Here is a 16,724-nt window from a genome sequence, read left to right as displayed (position 1 = left end):
CCGACCCGAAGGAAGCAGTGATTGACATGGCCAAGCGCATCGACGTCAGCGGCCTCAACGCCTACTACGGCTCGTTCCTCGCCATCGAGGACATCTCGATGACGATCGAGCCGCGCTCCGTGACGGCCTTCATCGGACCGTCCGGCTGCGGCAAGTCCACGTTCCTGCGGACCCTGAACCGCATGCACGAAGTCACGCCGGGCGGTCGCGTCGAGGGCAAGGTCGTGCTCGACGACGAGAACCTGTACGGCACCGGCATCGACCCCGTGGCCGTACGGCGCGAGGTCGGCATGGTCTTCCAGCGCCCGAACCCGTTCCCCACGATGTCCGTCTACGACAACGTGGCGGCGGGCCTGCGCCTGAACGGCTCGTACAGGAAGTCCGAGCTGGACGACGTGGTCGAGAGGTCCCTGCGCGGCGCGAACCTCTGGAACGAGGTCAAGGACCGCCTGAACAAACCGGGCTCGGGCCTGTCCGGCGGTCAGCAGCAGCGTCTGTGCATCGCGCGGGCGATCGCGGTGGAGCCGAACGTCCTGCTGATGGACGAGCCCTGCTCGGCCCTGGACCCGATCTCCACCCTGGCCATCGAGGACCTGATCGGCGAGCTGAAGGAACGCTTCACGATCGTCATCGTGACGCACAACATGCAGCAGGCGGCGCGCGTCTCCGACCGCACGGCGTTCTTCAACCTGGCGGCCGTGGGCCGGCCCGGCAAGCTGATCGAGATCGACGACACGGAGCGCATCTTCTCCAACCCGTCGGTCCAGGCCACGGAGGACTACATTTCGGGCCGCTTCGGCTGACCCGTGTCCGATCCCCCTGATCCCCTCGCGGTGCTGCATGGCGGTGCCACCACGAGGCCAGGCCCGCCCCCGGCTCCCGGGGGCGGGCCTTCGTACAGCCTCCGGGAAACCACGTCACCCGGCGCCCCGAGGGCACCGGGTGAGGAGAAGACGCAGGGCGGCGGGACCACCCGGGGCCCTACAGGAACGCCAGGTTCACCAGCCAGAACGCACAGGCCGCCACCACAGCGGCGGCCGGCATCGTGATGAACCACCCGAGGATGATGTTCTTGGCGACACCCCACCGCACGGCGTTCACCCGCTTCGTCGCCCCGACGCCCATGATCGCCGACGTGATGACGTGCGTCGTGGAGATCGGCGCCTTGAACAGGAACGCCGTCGTGAACATGATCGACGCCCCGGTCGTCTCCGCGGCGAACCCCTGCGGCGGATCCAGCTCGATGATCTTCCGCCCCAGCGTCCGCATGATCCGCCACCCGCCGGCATACGTCCCCAGCGACAGCATCACCGCGCACGCGATCTTCACCCAGACCGGAATGGGATCGCCGTAGTCCTCGGCGTCGGCGATGACGAGGGCCATGACCACGATGCCCATCGTCTTCTGCGCGTCCTGAAGACCGTGCCCCAGCGCCATACCCGCCGCCGACACGGTCTGCGCGATGCGGAAACCCCGCTTCGCCTTGTGCGGATTGGCCCGCCGGAAGATCCACATGATCGCCGTCATCACCAGGTACCCGGCCAGCAGACCGACCACGGGCGAGATGAACATCGGTATGACGACCTTCTCCAGCACCCCGTTCCAGTACACGGCCGTGCCGCCCGCCAGCGCCGCGCCCACCATGCCCCCGAACAGGGCGTGCGAGGAGGAGGACGGCAGCCCGAAGTACCAGGTGATGAGGTTCCAGGTGATCGCCCCGACGAGCGCGGCGAAGAGGATCCCCATGCCCGTCGAGCCCTCGGGCGTCTCGATCAGCCCTTCGCTGACGGTCTTGGCGACCCCGGAGCCGAGGAACGCGCCGGCGAGGTTCATGACCGCGGCCATCGCCAGCGCCGCCCGCGGCGTCAGCGCCCGCGTGGACACGGACGTGGCGATCGCGTTCGCCGAGTCGTGGAAGCCGTTGGTGTACGTGAAGAAGAGCGCGACCCCGATGGTCACGACCAGAGCCAAGGTGTCCATGTACGGGTCAGGACTCCTTGACGGCGATGGTCTCCACCGTGTTCGCCACGTGCTCGAAGGCGTCCGCGGCCTCTTCGAGCACGTCCACGATCTGCTTGAGCTTCAGCACCTCGATCGCGTCGTACGTGCCGTTGAACAGGTGGGCGAGCAGCTTGCGGTGGATCTGGTCGGCCTGGTTCTCCAGCCGGTTGACCTCGATCCAGTACTCGGTGAGGTTGTCCATGGTCCGCAGGTGGGGCATCGCCTCGGCGGTCAGGTCCGCCGCGCGGGCCAGGACCTCGATCTGCTGCTCGACGCCCTTGGGCAGTTCCTCGACGTTGTAGAGGACGACGAGGTCGACGGCCTCCTCCATGAAGTCCATGATGTCGTCCAGGCACGACGCGAGGTTGTAGATGTCCTCGCGGTCGAACGGCGTGATGAACGAGGAGTTCAACTGGTGGAAGATCGCGTGCGTCGCGTCGTCACCCGCGTGTTCGGCGGCCCGCATACGCTCCGCGATCTCGACCCGGGCGGAAGCGTCCGCTCCGAGCAGTTCCATGAGGAGTTTCGAGCCCGTGACGATGTTGTCCGCGGATGCGGCGAACATGTCGTAGAAGCTCGTCTCCCTGGGGGTCAGACGAAAGCGCACGTGGGGTCCTCGGGCTGCATCGGTTTTGGTCAGGCTGATGCTAGGCGCATCATCCGGCCACGGCTATCGGGCCGGACACCAGTGTCGCCCATGGGTCACAGTGATGAGCACGGGGGCGGCAAAGGCCCTGCGACCCGGCCGCCGCACCCCGCGTCGGGCAAGAGGCGTATACCCAGGAAGTTCGTTACCATATACCCACTAGGGGTATATGTCCGCCATCCGCTCACCAGGAGGACGCGATGACGACCACCGAGGCCGGCGCCGGCGCGCCCTCCGCACCGCAGGCGGCACAAGCCGCGGACCGGACGGACATCGTGACCGACCACGACCGCGGCATCCACGGCTACCACCAGCGCAAGGACGAGCACCTCAAGCGGCTGCGCCGTATCGAGGGCCAGATCCGGGGCCTGCAGCGGATGGTCGACGAGGACGTCTACTGCATCGACATACTCACCCAGGTGTCCGCCTCCACCAAGGCCCTGCAGTCCTTCGCGCTGCAACTGCTGGAGGAGCACCTGCGCCACTGCGTCGCCGACGCCGCCGTCAAGGGCGGCGCCGAGATCGACGCGAAGGTCGAAGAGGCCACCAAGGCCATCGGGCGTCTGCTGCGCACCTGAGCGGGGCCGGCTCCGGCCGGACGCGTATGCAGGGGCGATTTCCGGTCACCCGGCGGTTTTTTGGGGGCCGCCCGGCGATCACTCCGGGAGAGCGCCGGACCGTCGCTCCTCGCCCACCTTCAGGACCTCGTCGATGCTCTCCAGGCTGAGCCGCTCCTCGTGGGCGGCCGACGCGGCGATGATCAGCTCGCCGCACAGTTCGATCTCGGCGAGAGCCACGTGGTCCTGAACTGCCGTACCGCCGACCGGAGCCACGCGCGTCACCTCGTCTCTGCCGTCACCGGCTTCCTAGAGTAGGCAGCGGCGCACGCACCGCGCATGGCACGGAAGGGCTAGTTCTCGACGCCCGTCACACATACGCGTGGTCTTTCTCACTCCGTACCCCGCACGGCCCGGCAGGCCCTCTCACTCCTCGGCGATCCGGCCGGCGTAGATGTCCTCGCTCTTCGGCAGCCGTACCCGCGCCGGGGCGCCGAAGTCGAACAGCAGGATCGTGGAGGCGACGGCGACGGGCCCCTTCTGGCGGCCGTTGACGAAACTGAACCGGTGACGGACCTTCCGGATGCGGCCCATGTCGTCCAGATACACGTCGAACGGGACCACCGCCGTGGCGAATCCTTCCGCCGCCGACGCGAGCGCCCCCCGGCCGGACTTCGTGGCAGCCCGCGCGGCCACCACGAGGTCGGCGGTCCCCCGGTAGTGCCGCACCGCGGTCCCGGCGACCTCGGCGGACCCCACGAAGGTCGCCCGCCGGGTGCCGCGCAGCACCTCCGCGGCGGCGAACGGGTCCGTGGCACCGCCGGTGACCAGGTTCCCGTCGGACAGCGTGGCCGTGTCCACCCGCACCCACTTGTCGGCGGGGACCCCGGCACCGCGGTTCTTCATGAACAGGGCGCCCGGTGCGAGGAGTTCGGTGATCGGCCGCTGCGGGCCGGCCGGGTCCTGCGGCAGCAGCACCTTCAGCCGCCCGAGCCGTCGGCGGTAGTCGTACACGCCCTCGCCGCGGATGGTCACCCGGGTGCCGCCGGTCGCCATCTCCATCGACGTACGGGCCCTGGAACTGCCCGCCTCGGCCAGCCGGTCCGCCGCCCGGCGCAGCACCACGACCGCGTCGCCCGCCATCGCCTCGGCGCCCGCGGCCGTCTGGCTCCCGGTGCAGCCGCCGGCACCGAGACCGACGCAGCCCACCAGCCCCACCGCGACGAGCGCGCCGACCGTCCGCCTGTGCCGCCCAGCCATCGCCTGCCTACCCCCAACCACCGCTGTCCGATACGGGCTCTTCGTCCCTCTGGTTAACGACGCGTGGAGGACCCCGTCACGCGCCCGGGTACGAGTCCGCCCCGCGGCTCCCCTTACCGTGGAGCGCGTGACGCAGCAGGACGGGCTCGATCCCTCGGAGGACACGGCGCGGCACCGCACCACGACGGTCGAACAGGGACCGTTCTGTGTGGCCCGCTGCACCTGCGGCTGGCGCGGCCCCGCCCGCCGGGCCCGCGGCCTGGCCCGCTCGGACGCGGAGACCCACGCCACCGGCTGAGAACGGTGACGTGAAACGGCGTCCGAGAGCGGCGGCGGAAGCGGCGGGGCGCACCCCCCGGGCGGACGGCCATGGAACCCCGGCGCCCGCAGTCCCGTCCCGTTCCACGGGACTCGGGACTCTCGGGAGGCGCTCATGGACCGGCGTACGTTCATCACCGGCGGCGCGGTGGCCGCCACCGCGGTCCTCGCGGGCGCCTGCGACAGCGGCGGCTCCGGCACGGCGCACGCGGGCCCGCACGCCACCCCCGCCTCCCGCGCACCGTCACGCCCGCGTGCCACGGCCTCCCCCGACTGGCCGGCCCTCGCGCGCGGCCTCGACGGCTCCCTGGTGCGGCCGGGCGACGCGGACTGGCAGGCCGCCCGGCAGCTCTACAACACCCGCTTCGACGGCCTGAAACCCGCAGCCGTCGCCTACGTCGCCCACCCCGACGACATCCGTACGACCCTGGCGTACGCCCGCACCCACGGCCTGCGCGTCTCCCTCCGCAACGGCGGCCACTCCTACGCCGGCTGGTCCTCGGGCGACGGCCGTCTCGTCGTCGACGTCTCCCGGCTGTCCCGGATCCGGGTGAGCGGCGGCGAGGCGGTCGTCGGGGCGGGGGCCAGGCTCATCGACGTCTACCGCGCCCTCGCCGCCAAGGGCGTGACGATCCCGGCCGGTTCGTGCCCCACGGTCGGCGTCTCCGGCCTCGCCCTCGGCGGAGGCCACGGCGTCACCTCCCGCGCATACGGCCTGACCTGCGACAACCTGACCAGGGTGACGCTGGTCGCGGCGGACGGCGCACAGCTCGGCGCCGACGCGCGAGAGAACAAGGACCTGTTCTGGGCGCTGCGCGGCGCCGGCAACGGCACCTTCGGCGTCGTCACGGAGCTGCACTTCCGCACGCATCCGGCGCCACAGGGCGTCACGGCGTACCTCGCCTGGCCCTGGCCGACGGCCGCCGCCGTGGTGCGGGCCTGGCAGGAGTGGGGCCCGGACCGGCCCGACGAGATCTGGTCGTCGCTGCACCTGGACAGCGCCGCGGGCGCGACCCCGACGGTCTCCGTCTCCGCGTTCTCCCTGGGCACGTACGGCGAACTCCAGAACGCCGTGGACCGGCTGGCCGACCGCATCGGCGCCCCGGCGAGCAGTGTGTCCCTGCGCCGCCGCTCGTACGAGGAGTCCATGGAGCTGTACGCCGGCTGCTCGTCCTTCGCCCCCGACGCCGACTGCCATCTGCCGGGTGACACCCCGGGCCGCTCCCCCCGGGGCGCGCTGGCCCGGGAGACGTACGCGGCACGCTCGGACTTCTACGACCGGTCGCTGTCGGCGGAGGGCGTCGGCGCGCTGCTCTCGGGCATCCGGTCGGTGCGCGGCGGCACGGGCGGTTTCTCGCTGACGGCGCTGGGGGGCGCCGTGAACCGGGTCGCCCCGGCGGACACCGCGTTCGTGCACCGGCGCTCACGCATGCTGGCCCAGTACATCGCGGCCTGGCGCCCCGGCACCTCGGGCCGGACGGCCCAGGCCTGGCTGGCGGAGGCTCACCACGCCATGCGGCCGTACGCGTCGGGAGCGGCGTACCAGAACTACACGGACCCGACGCTCCCCGACTGGCGCACGGCCTACTACGGCGACGCGGCACCGCGCCTGACGCGGCTGAAGCGCCGGTACGACCCGACCGGTTTCTTCACCCGCCCGCAGACCCCGTAGGAACCCGCAGGCCCCCGGTGGTCCCCATGGGCGGTGTCAGGCGGCGAGATCCCGCTCCTCGGCCCCCGGGCGCCGACCGGACGCGGCATCCGGCGCCACCGTGTCGCCGCCGTCGGACGGGGAGCGGCGGGCGGCGACGAGCACACCCGCGCGCGGGGACCGCTCGACCATCTCGACCAGCGGCGTCAGCAGCGCCATGGCGACCGGGGAGAGCAGCAGCGCGACGGCCGTGCCGAGCGCGAAGCCGCCCACGACGTCCGTCGGGTAGTGCACGCCCATGTAGACCCGGCAGAAGCCCTCGAAGAGCGCCAGGACGATGCCGGCGATGCCGAACTTCCGGTGGGCGACGAACAGGCCGACCGCCATGGCCATGGTGATCGTGGCGTGGTCGCTGACGAACGAGAAGTCGGTCTTGCCGGGCTGGAGCACCTCGAGCCCCTGATGCACCCGGAACGGCCGGGGCCGTTCCACGAATCCTCGTATCGGCACGTTCACCAGGACGGCGACGCCTGCCGCGAGCGGGGCCCACAACAGCGCGGCGACGGACGGCGCGGCGTCCGCCCCGCCCCTGCGGCGCACGGTCCACCAGCAGCCCAGCACGAGCAGGACCATCGCGAGCAGCAGCCCGTACTCGCCGACGTAGCTCATCACCCGGTCGAACCAGGCGGGTGCGTCCTTGGCCAGGCCATTGATGTCGTACAGCAGCTCGACGTCGGGGTTCGACCCGGATGCGGCGAGTCCAGCCATGGTGCTGCGGCCCCTTCGTCGTCTTCTTTCCCCGGCGCACACCAGTGTGCGCCGCTTGTCACCCCCGTGGTCCGAGGACTCGCCGCCGACATGCGTCGGCACGGTCGTCCGGATACGTCATCAGGAACGCACGGCCCCCTCGCATACGTTCCACATTCCACCGAACGATCACTCAGACGTTACCGAAGAGAGACTCGTCATCGCAGTTCAGGGGTGGGGTTCACCGTCGGTCACACTGTGGTGGGGAGCGCTTTCGCGCCATCTTCGGTGACGCGAGTGGCCCCGAAGTAGTCGGCGGTGTCGATCGGATCGAAACGAATGACCGCCCCCGTCCGGGGAGCGTTGATCATGTAACCGCCACCGACATAGATACCGACGTGCCGGATGGCACGCGAGTTGGTGAGGTCGTCCGAGAAGAACACCAGGTCACCGGGGAGCAGCTCGCCCCGCCCGGGATGCGGACCGGCGTTGTACTGATCGTTGGCCACGCGCGGCAGGGTCACGCCCACACTCTGGTACGCGGCCTTGGTCAGCCCGGAGCAGTCGAACCGTCCGCCCTGCTCAGGCGTACCGTTGCCGCCCCACAGGTACAGCGTCCCGAGCTTCTTCTGCGCGTAGGCGATGGCCCCGGCGGCCTGCTGGGAGGGGTCGACGCGGGTGACGGGAGCGGCGAAGCTCTCGCTCAGCTTCGTGATGGTTCTGACGTAGTTCTGCGTCTCCCGGTACGGCGGCACGCCCCCGTACTTGATGACCGCGTAGGCGCCCGCGTTGTACGACGCCAGCATGTTCTCGGTCGCGCTGCCCGGAACGTCCTCGACGTACTTGGCGAGTTCGCAGTCGTACGACGCGGCCGACGGAATCGCGTCCTTCGGATCCCAGACGTCCCGGTCGCCGTCCCCGTCACCGTCGATCCCGTGCGTCGCCCAGGTACCGGGAATGAACTGGGCGATGCCCTGCGCCTGCGCCGGGCTCTTCGCCCCCGGATTGAACCCGCTCTCCTGGTACAGCTGCGCGGCCAGCAGCGCGGGGTTGATGGCCGGGCAGAGATTCCCCCACTGCTGCACGAGCCTCTGGTACGCGGCGGGCACCGACCCCTTGGCCAGCTGCTTGCCGGCGCCCCCCGCACTGTTGGCGAGGTTCCCGGCGACGACGTACACCCCGACCACGAGCAGCATGACGAAGGCGAGCGCGGAGCCACCGACCGCGATCCCCACGACCCATGCCTTACGCACCGTCATCCACCCTTTGCCACCCCGAAGTCCACCGAACAGTCTAAAAGCTTCCCCGCCGGCATCCCGCGCAACCGATGCGTTCCCAGGACTGGCGGAAAGGGCTCAACGATGGAACCACGTGCGGGGTTCCTCCCACACGCCATTGTCCGGAGTAACCCGCCGTGATACACAGAGTGACGATATGACTGTTCACCCGCCATTTCCCGAGCCGGCGAGGGGCACAGCCGGCGTGGTGGCAAGCTGTTGGTACGAAACCCGCCAGGCAATGACGTCAAGTCGACATACGGCAGCGCATTTGTCGGCGACAATGAGTCCGACCTCTGCGCACCGCAGGGGGGACTGCGGAACTACCCACCAGGGGCGGTGACTTACATGCTCTTTGCGGCCGACGAGGGAGACATCAACACCATCATCGGCGGGATCGCTCCGGACTGGGGCCCCTTCGGCAGCCTGGGCAACGAGGCCAAGGTGATGATCGAAGTGGTCATGGCGGTCGCGATCCTCCTCTGCCTCGGCATCGCCATCTGGGGTGCGGCCAAGCAGCGCATCGGCGCCACCGCGCTGCGTGACACCTTCAGCGCCGAACAGGGCAAGGGCCTCATCATCGCGGGCCTGACCGGTGTGTTCATCATCGGCTCACTCGGCACGCTGTTCACCATCGTGTACGGCATGGCCGTGTAGCGGCGCGTTCAGAACGTCGGCCAGTCCACCCCGGGCCCGCCCGGTTGCCCCTTCGACCCACCCGCCCGCCGTGCCGACCGAGGTTGCGTCTCCCGATGCCGAGTCACCACACCGCGCCCACGCGGCAACCAGCGCGGCTACCGTCGTACCGCAAGGGACTGCACCACGAGGAGTATCCGTTCGACGTCGAGGGGGCGTACGCGGCATGAGTCTCGGTGACGAGCGCGAGGACTCCGGCGGCTACGGCGGCACGGGGCAGACACGCACCCGGCTGCCCGACACGGGCGGCGACGTCTACGGGGGTGCGCGGCGGGGCGGCCGGTCGTCGTCCCGCGGCATGGTGACCGTCGTCGGCGTGGTCGCCCTCCTCATCGCGGCGATCGCCTTCGCGAACCGCGGCGGCGGAGACGACACCCCTCCCACCGGGACAGCAGCCCCCACACCGGAAGCCTCCTCGACAGCAGCTTCCGGCCAACGTCCGGTGACGTCGAAAAACGGCGGGATTCCTTCGGGGTTCGCCCATGACGCGCAGGGGGCGGAGAGCGCGGCGGCGAACTATTCCGTGGCTCTCGGGTCGACCGACATGTTCCAGAAGGACAGCCGGCACGCGATCGTCGACGCCGTCTACACGCCCGACGTCGCCGCAGCCCGGCGGGCCGGGCTCGACAAGGCGTATGCGAGCGAGCAGTTCCTGGACAACATCGGCCTAGAGAAGGACGGCTCCGCACCAGCCGGCCAGACCTTCGTCTCACGTGTCGTTCCGGTGGGCACCAAGGTCACCGCGTCCAGTTCCGCCGAGGCGACGGTCGAGGTCTGGTACACGTCCCTGTTCGGCCTGTCCGGCGACAAGTCGAAACATCCGGTGACCGAGAGCTGGTACACCACCACATACGGGCTGCGGTGGGTCGACAACGACTGGAAAATCACCGACTTCGAGCAGAAGGACGGTCCCGTTCCGGTCGGCCGCGACCAGAGAGCCTCCACCGCCGACGACATGACGAAGGCCGTCGAGGAGTACGGAGGCTTCACCTATGCGCGCTAACCGCCCCCTGCTCAAGATCGCGGCATCCGCCGCCGTCGCCCAGAGCGTTGCGATGCTGTTCGCCACCCGGGCCCTCGCCGACCCCAGCCCGAGCCCGACAAACAGCGACGACTCCTGCGCTCTCATCCGGGGCCCCGCCAAGGACTACTGCGAGAGCGACGGCAGCAGCCGCCCCGGCTCGAACTCCCTGGACGACCCCACCGGCACCGTCGACCCCCTCTCCTCCCTCGCCAAGGGCTGTGCCGAGGCCGCCTCCTGGACCGTCGACAAGCTCAGTGCCGCCGTCGAGGACACCGCGAACGTCGACTTCACGAACCCGACGTTCCTCCAGCAGTACGCCGTCGTCTTCGCCGCGTCGACGGTCCTCACGCTGCTGCTGTGGCTGCTGGCCGTCGCAAAGCGGGCGGTGCGCGGCGTGCCGCTGACCACCGCGCTGTCGGAGGCCGTCGGCTTCCTGTGGCTCACCGTGCTGGCCTCCGCCTTCACGCCCCTGATCCTCTACACGATCGTGTCGGCCACCGACGGCGTCACCGAGGTCCTGGCCAAGGCGACGGGCGACCAGACGGACGAGTTCTTCGGGACGTTCTCCGCCTCCCTGAAGAAGGGCGAGGACATCGGCGGCGGCCCGATCATGCTGATCGTGGTGTCGCTGGTGTCGATCGTCGCGGCCGGCGTCCTCTGGCTGGAACTCGTCATCCGCGCCGCCCTGCTCTACGTGGGCGCCCTGCTCGGCACCGTCGTCTACGCCGGGCTCGTCGACAAGAACCTGTGGGGCCACGTACGGCGCTGGGCCGGAATCATGATCGCGGTCATTCTCGTCAAGCCCGTCATCGTGATCGTGCTCGGCCTGGCCGGCGCGCTGTCCGCCGAAGAGGGCCCCGACGCGTTCTCCGCCGTCGTCTCCGGCCTCGCCATCATCCTGCTCGCCATCTTCGCGTCCGCGATGATCTACCGCTTCGTTCCCGGCTTCGGCGACGAACTCGCCGGCTCCCGCAACAACCGCCTGATGCAGGGCGCCGAAGGCAAGGCCGCCGCCGTCATCAGCTCCCCGGCCACCCTCGTCGCCCAGGGCATCAAGACGCACAGTTCCCGGGCCGACAACAACGGTCAGTCGGGATCCTCCGCGCCCCGCCCGGCCAACCCCGCCTCCAGTGGCGTCGCCGCGCACAGCTCGCGCACCCCGAGCGGCGGATCCGGCCCCTCCGCCGCACCCGCACCCCGCCGGGGCAGCCCGGCGAACACCCCGCACGCCGGCAACAACCGCAACAACAGCACCGGAGGTGAAGGGCGTTGACGACCGATTCCCACCTGTCCCACACGATCACGCCCCGCCGCACGTACCTGATCGGCCGCGCCCGGCCGAACGGCATCGTCGGCCGCAACCGCGAGTCCGGCGAGATCGCCCTGATCATCGCGGGCGCGTTCCTCGGCATGATGTGCGGGCTCCTCGTCCCCGTCCTGCCCGTGCGCATCGTGCTGCTGGTGGGCTTCCCGTTGCTGGCGCTCAGCGCCGTCTACGTGCCGTACAAGCGCCGCACGTTCTACAAGTGGTACGAGATCAACCGCAGCTACAAGCGCACCCTCCGGCAGGGCACGACGTACCGTTCCACCGCCATGGAGGCCGGCACCCGGCTCGACGGGCGCGAGGTCGAGGTCGGCCCGCCGCCCGGTATCGGCCGCATCACCTGGCTGGCCGCCCCGTTCGGACCCGACGAGATCGCCGTCCTGCTGCACGCGGACCGCAAGACCGTCACCGCCGCCATCGAGATCGAGGGCCCCGGCGTCGGCCTGCGCGACTCCGAGGACCAGGAGGCGCTCGTCGACCGGTTCGGCACCCTCCTGAAGCACGTGGCCAACGGCGACGGCTTCGTCACCCGCATCCAGATGCTCGCCCGCACCCTCCCCGCCGACCCCGACGCCCACGCCAAGGACGTCGCCGTCCGCGGCGACGACCGCGCCCCGGGCTGGCTCCAGCAGTCGTACGACCAGCTCCAGTCGATGGTGTCGACCAGCAGCGAGCAGCACCGCGCGTACCTCGTCGCCTGCATGCACTACACGCGCGAGCTCGCCGCCGAGGGCCAGGCCATGGCCCGCGCCGCCCGCCCCCACAACGGCCGCAAGGTCGACCGGGACGCCGGCCTCGCCGTCGTCATGGCCCGCGAGCTCACCGACATCTGCTCGCGCCTCCAGGAGGCCGACATCCGGGTCCGCCAGCCGCTCGGCCAGGGCCGGCTGGCCTCCCTCATCCACTCCATGTACGACCCGGACCACCCGATCGACCACATCCAGGCGATGTCGAAGCGCAACGCCTGGCCGGCCGAGCTCGACGCCATGGAGCCCACCTACCTCCAGGCCAAGACCCGGGAGTCCACCACCCGCGCCCCCTGGTGCCACGCCACCGCCTGGGTCAAGGAGTGGCCGATGACCCCGGTCGGCGTCAACTTCCTCGCCCCGCTCCTCGTCCACACCCCGGACGTCATCCGCACGGTGGCCGTCACGATGGACCTGGAGCCCACCGAGGTCGCCATCGAACGCATGCTGACGGAGAAGACCAACGACGAGGCCGAGGCGTCCCGCGCCGCCAAGATGAACCGCACCGTCGACCCCCGCGACATCGCCGCCCACAACCGTCTCGACCAGCGCGGCGAAGACCTCGCGAGCGGCGCCGCCGGAGTCAACCTCGTCGGCTACATCACCGTCTCCTCCCGCTCACCCGAAGCCCTGGCCCGCGACAAGCGGACCATCCGGGCGTCGGCCGGAAAGTCGTACCTGAAGCTGGAGTGGTGCGACCGCGAGCACCACCGCGCCTTCGTGAACACGCTTCCGTTCGCCACCGGCATCCGAAGGTAGGGGCTGAGGTTCAGATGCGGGATCCGCTGTCCGCCCTCACGGACGCCTTCACGTCCTTCCTCTTCGGGAAGGTCGAGACGACACGACTGCCGGTACGCACGTCCACCGGCCAGGCCCAGGCCGTCTACCTGCCGACGGCCGCCCCCGGCCTCGGCGACTCCGGCGTCATCATCGGCCGCGAGGTCTACTCCGGGAAGGGCTACATCTACGACCCCTTCCAGCTGTACGGCCAGCAGCTCCCCGCCCCCCACTGGCTCGTCCTCGGCGAATCCGGCAACGGCAAGTCCGCCCTGGAGAAGACGTACGTCCTGCGTCAGCTCCGCTTCAAGGACCGCCAGGTCGTCGTCCTGGACGCACAGGGCGAGGACGGCGTCGGCGAGTGGAACCTCATCGCCGAGGAGCTGGGCATAACGCCGATCCGGCTCGACCCGACGGCCGCCCTGGACCACGGCATCCGGCTCAACCCGCTCGACCCGTCCATCACGACGACCGGCCAGCTCGCCCTGCTGCGCACCATCATCGAGGTCGCCCTCGGCCACGGCCTGGACGAACGCTCGGGCTTCGCCCTCAAGGTCGCGCACGCCTACGTCAACGAGACCATCGCCGACCGCCAGCCGGTCCTCACCGACATCGTCGACCAACTGCGCCACCCCGAGCCCGAATCCGCCCGGTCGATGAACGTCGACATAGACGACGTACGCGCCTGGGGCCTGGACGTCGCACTGGTCCTGGACCGGCTCGTCGACGGTGACCTGCGCGGCATGTTCGACGGCCCGACGACGGTCGGCATCGACCTGGACGCGCCGCTCATCGTGTTCGACCTCTCCCACATCGACCGCAACTCCATCGCCATGCCCATCCTCATGGCGATCGTCGGCGTGTGGCTGGAGCACACCTGGATCCGCCCCGACCGGAAGAAACGCATCTTCCTGGTCGAGGAGGCCTGGCACATCATCAACAGCCCGTTCGTGGCCCAGCTGTTCCAGCGGCTGCTGAAGTTCGGCCGCCGCCTCGGCCTGTCCTTCGTCGCGGTCGTCCACCACCTGTCCGACGTGGTCGACGGCGCGGCCGCCAAGGAGGCCGCGGCGATCCTGAAGATGGCGTCGACCAGAACGATCTACGCCCAGAAGGCCGACGAGGCGCGAGCCACCGGCCGGGTGCTCGGCCTGCCCCGCTGGGCCGTGGAGATCATCCCGTCCCTGACCCCGGGCATCGCCGTCTGGGACGTCAACGGCAACGTCCAGGTCGTGAAACACCTGATCACCGAGGCCGAACGCCCCCTGGTCTTCACCGACCGCGCGATGACCGAGTCCTCGGACGACCGTCTCGCGGACGACGCCCTGCGCGCCGCCGAACACGAGGCGGAGGAACGGGCGGCGGCCTTCGTGGAACAGCACATCGGCGACTCGGAGTCGACGGTCGCGTAGAGCAGGAGGACGGACGTGAGACCGGACGATCACCGAGACCAGCGTCGGGAAGGCCAGGGCGGCATCTCCGACGGCCTGCTGGTCGCCACACTCGCGTTCCTCCTCGGCCTGACCCTGCTGGTGTGGACCGCCACGGGCCTGGCCGGCCTGTTCGCCCACGGCGCCTGGCCCGACGGCATCGCCTTCACCCGTACGCCGCTGGCCATGCGCCACTTGATCAGCAAGCCCCACGACCTCGCGGGCGCCTGGCCGGACACCCCCGCGGCCCACCTGTCGGGGTACGGCCTGTTCTGGGGCCTGTTCATCGGCCAGCTGATGCTCCTGGTCGTCCTGACGGTGTTCGTGGTCGGCACCCTGGCCCGCTGGAAGGCCGTACGACTGCGCAGACACGCGGAGCGGACGACACCACAACCGGCTCCGCAAGACACACCAACTCCGGCCCCGTACGCGGCCCCCGCTTCCGCCCCCGCCCCCGCCCAGCACGAGGTGCCGGCCCCGCGCCCGGCCCCGGAGCCCACGCCTGCGACCGGATCCGCGGCTGTCCCCGATACCGGCCCGGGCCCCGGCGCCGACCCGGCCACCGGCGCGGAGCAGATCCTCGTGGCCCCGAAGGACACCCGGCGTACGGCCGCCACGGCCGCCGTACGCGACGCGGCCGGCCCCGCCCTCGTCGTCACCTCGAACCCCGCGGTCTGGCAGGACACCAAGGACGCCCGCGCCAAACTGGGCCCGGTCCTCCTCTACGACCCCACGCACCTGTGCGACACCCCGGCCCGCCTGCACTGGTCGCCCACGGCCGGCTGCGAGGACAAGCGGACGGCAGCCGCCCGTGCCGCAGCGCTCCTCGCACCCGTCCGGCCCACCGCCAAGATCGACCAGGCCGTGAACGACACCGCCCTGACCCTGCTGCGCTGCCATCTGCACGCCGCCGCCGTCGACGGCCGCACCGTCCGCCACGTCCACCGCTGGGTGCAGGGCACCCAGGTGCAGGACGCCGTACGCGTCCTCCGCACCCACCCCAAGGCGTCACCCGGCTCGGCGGGCGAACTGGAGGCCGCGCTCACCGCGCACCCCGAACGCCGCGACATAGCCCAGGAACTGGCGAGCCGCGCCCTGGCCGCCCTCTCCACGGTCAACGTCCGCGAGGCGTGCGGACCCAACCGAAGCGACGCCCTCGCCCTGGATTCCTTCGTGCACGAAGGGGGCACGCTGTACGTGGTGGGTGAATCCATCGAGGACCCCAGGACGAACCCGGGCGCGATGCCACTCCTGACAGCGCTCGTCGCAAGCGTGGTCGAGCACGGCCGGCGCATGGCCGAACGGTCATCCTCCGGCCGGCTCGACCCACCACTCACCCTCGTACTGGACGACGTCGCTGCCGTCGCCCCCGTCCCTCAGCTCCCTGATCTGCTGGCGGACGGAACGGACCTCGGCATGCCGCCCCTGGTGCTGCTGCGCTCCCGCGAACAGGCCCGCGCCCGCTGGCCGCACCACGACCTGCTGGTGTGACGCCCCAGGTTCACCCCCGATCGAGGACGAACTCCAGCTCCCGCTTCCCCGCGGCCTGCGGCGGCGTCACGACCACACCGCTCGGCACGAATCCCGCCTTGCGGTAGGCGCCCTGCGCACGCTCGTTGTCCTCGTGCACGAGGAGCCGCACCCGCTCCGCGCCCCGCCCCCACGCCCACTCCGCGCCCGCATCGAACAGCGCCTTCGCCAGCCCGGTCCCCCGGTGCTCGGGCCGCACGAACACCCCCACCACATGCCCCTGCCGCCGCTCCACGGCACGCCCCGCCCAGTCGGTCGTCCCCGCTTCCTCCAGCAGAACGGTCACCGTCCCGGCCCACGAGCCGTCCGGGCACTCGGCGATGATCTGCCGCACCCCGGTCGAGCCCTCACCGGACCCGACCGCCCGGTCCTGCCAGAACACATCAGCCTTCGAAGCGGCCTGCTCGTACGTCTCCAGAAAGGCCAGGTCCGCGACTGGATCGCGCAGCGCAGCCAGCCGCAACTCCTTGACGGCACGCCACTCGTCGGCCCGTATGGAGCGGATCACGTACTCACCGGATGTCATCGCCTTCATGCCGGCCACCGTAGTACGAGGGCACCGCCACGCTCACCTGAAATACGACCGCAGCGTGCTGCTGGGTAATAGAAAAAGGCCCACACCATAAGGTGTGGGCCTTTTCATCAAGAATTGTTCGGCGGTGTCCTACTCTCCCACAGGGTCCCCCCTGCAGTACCATCGGCGCTGTAAGGCTTAGCTTCCGGGTTCGGAATGTAACCGGGCG

17 protein-coding genes and 1 rRNA gene are annotated in these 16,724 nt (G+C 70.4%); 10 read left to right on the top strand and 8 right to left on the bottom strand.

Features of this window, described 5'->3' with window-relative positions; all coding sequences use genetic code 11:
- Positions 1-26: 26 nt before the first annotated feature.
- The gene (gene pstB, locus ABZ354_RS27560; protein WP_358661241.1) at positions 27-803 is read left to right on the top strand and encodes a phosphate ABC transporter ATP-binding protein PstB; all 777 of its coding nucleotides are present in this window, start codon (positions 27-29) and stop codon (positions 801-803) included.
- A gap of 178 nt (positions 804-981) precedes the next feature.
- Here the strand turns inward: pstB and ABZ354_RS27555 are convergent, their stop codons facing one another.
- Entirely contained in the window at positions 982-1,980 is a 999-nt protein-coding gene (locus ABZ354_RS27555) for an inorganic phosphate transporter (protein WP_358661239.1), read from the bottom strand.
- 7 nt (positions 1,981-1,987) lie between these two features.
- Positions 1,988-2,608, bottom strand: coding sequence for a DUF47 family protein (locus tag ABZ354_RS27550; RefSeq protein ID WP_358661237.1), 621 nt, complete (start codon positions 2,606-2,608; stop codon positions 1,988-1,990).
- Positions 2,609-2,847: 239 nt separating this feature from the next.
- Between ABZ354_RS27550 and ABZ354_RS27545 the strand changes: the two genes are divergently transcribed.
- Positions 2,848-3,225 carry a metal-sensitive transcriptional regulator gene (locus ABZ354_RS27545; protein WP_358661235.1) on the top strand — a complete coding sequence of 126 codons (378 nt, stop codon included), beginning with the start codon at positions 2,848-2,850 and terminating at the stop codon, positions 3,223-3,225.
- A gap of 78 nt (positions 3,226-3,303) precedes the next feature.
- Here the strand turns inward: ABZ354_RS27545 and ABZ354_RS27540 are convergent, their stop codons facing one another.
- Together ABZ354_RS27540 and ABZ354_RS27535 are read right to left on the bottom strand one after the other, a co-directional pair.
- Entirely contained in the window at positions 3,304-3,489 is a 186-nt protein-coding gene (locus ABZ354_RS27540) for a hypothetical protein (protein ID WP_358661233.1), read from the bottom strand.
- 141 nt (positions 3,490-3,630) lie between these two features.
- Positions 3,631-4,464 carry a hypothetical protein gene (locus tag ABZ354_RS27535; RefSeq protein ID WP_358661231.1) on the bottom strand — a complete coding sequence of 278 codons (834 nt, stop codon included), beginning with the start codon at positions 4,462-4,464 and terminating at the stop codon, positions 3,631-3,633.
- Between the two features lie 127 nt (positions 4,465-4,591).
- Between ABZ354_RS27535 and ABZ354_RS27530 the strand changes: the two genes are divergently transcribed.
- A complete protein-coding gene (locus tag ABZ354_RS27530; RefSeq protein WP_358661229.1) occupies positions 4,592-4,762 on the top strand; it encodes a hypothetical protein in 171 nt (56 codons plus the stop codon).
- A gap of 135 nt (positions 4,763-4,897) precedes the next feature.
- Positions 4,898-6,454 (top strand): FAD-binding oxidoreductase, encoded by a 1,557-nt coding sequence (locus ABZ354_RS27525; protein ID WP_358661227.1) that lies wholly within the window; start codon positions 4,898-4,900, stop codon positions 6,452-6,454.
- A 36-nt stretch (positions 6,455-6,490) separates the two neighbouring features.
- Here the strand turns inward: ABZ354_RS27525 and ABZ354_RS27520 are convergent, their stop codons facing one another.
- On the bottom strand, positions 6,491-7,201 hold the full coding sequence (locus tag ABZ354_RS27520) for a phosphatase PAP2 family protein (protein WP_358661225.1): 711 nt from the start codon (positions 7,199-7,201) through the stop codon (positions 6,491-6,493).
- 230 nt (positions 7,202-7,431) lie between these two features.
- Entirely contained in the window at positions 7,432-8,439 is a 1,008-nt protein-coding gene (locus ABZ354_RS27515) for an NlpC/P60 family protein (RefSeq protein ID WP_358661224.1), read from the bottom strand.
- 366 nt (positions 8,440-8,805) lie between these two features.
- Here ABZ354_RS27515 and ABZ354_RS27510 point away from each other — a divergent pair, with 366 nt between their 5' ends.
- The 6 genes from ABZ354_RS27510 (at position 8,806) to ABZ354_RS27485 (ending at position 15,942) form a co-directional block, all read left to right on the top strand.
- The gene (locus tag ABZ354_RS27510) at positions 8,806-9,114 is read left to right on the top strand and encodes a hypothetical protein (protein WP_019526682.1); all 309 of its coding nucleotides are present in this window, start codon (positions 8,806-8,808) and stop codon (positions 9,112-9,114) included.
- A 205-nt stretch (positions 9,115-9,319) separates the two neighbouring features.
- Complete coding sequence (locus ABZ354_RS27505; RefSeq protein WP_358661221.1) at positions 9,320-10,156, top strand: hypothetical protein; 837 nt, start codon at positions 9,320-9,322, stop codon at positions 10,154-10,156.
- Positions 10,146-11,450, top strand: a complete 1,305-nt coding sequence (locus ABZ354_RS27500) for a hypothetical protein (RefSeq protein WP_358661219.1) — start codon at positions 10,146-10,148, stop codon at positions 11,448-11,450. The genes ABZ354_RS27505 and ABZ354_RS27500 overlap by 11 nt, the downstream gene beginning before the upstream one ends.
- On the top strand, positions 11,447-13,006 hold the full coding sequence (locus ABZ354_RS27495) for an SCO6880 family protein (protein WP_358661217.1): 1,560 nt from the start codon (positions 11,447-11,449) through the stop codon (positions 13,004-13,006). The genes ABZ354_RS27500 and ABZ354_RS27495 overlap by 4 nt, the downstream gene beginning before the upstream one ends.
- Positions 13,007-13,020: 14 nt before the next feature.
- Entirely contained in the window at positions 13,021-14,433 is a 1,413-nt protein-coding gene (locus ABZ354_RS27490) for an ATP-binding protein (RefSeq protein ID WP_358661215.1), read from the top strand.
- A 15-nt stretch (positions 14,434-14,448) separates the two neighbouring features.
- A complete protein-coding gene (locus tag ABZ354_RS27485) occupies positions 14,449-15,942 on the top strand; it encodes a type VI secretion protein (protein WP_358661213.1) in 1,494 nt (497 codons plus the stop codon).
- A 10-nt stretch (positions 15,943-15,952) separates the two neighbouring features.
- Here the strand turns inward: ABZ354_RS27485 and ABZ354_RS27480 are convergent, their stop codons facing one another.
- Entirely contained in the window at positions 15,953-16,516 is a 564-nt protein-coding gene (locus tag ABZ354_RS27480; protein WP_358661211.1) for a GNAT family N-acetyltransferase, read from the bottom strand.
- A gap of 116 nt (positions 16,517-16,632) precedes the next feature.
- Positions 16,633-16,724, bottom strand: a 5S ribosomal RNA gene (gene rrf / locus ABZ354_RS27475); the annotation flags it as partial.

Origin of the sequence: Streptomyces sp. NPDC005925, assembly GCF_040638805.1 — a bacterium.
Lineage (GTDB): Bacteria > Actinomycetota > Actinomycetes > Streptomycetales > Streptomycetaceae > Streptomyces.
This window is presented reverse-complemented; position numbering and strand designations above follow the sequence as displayed.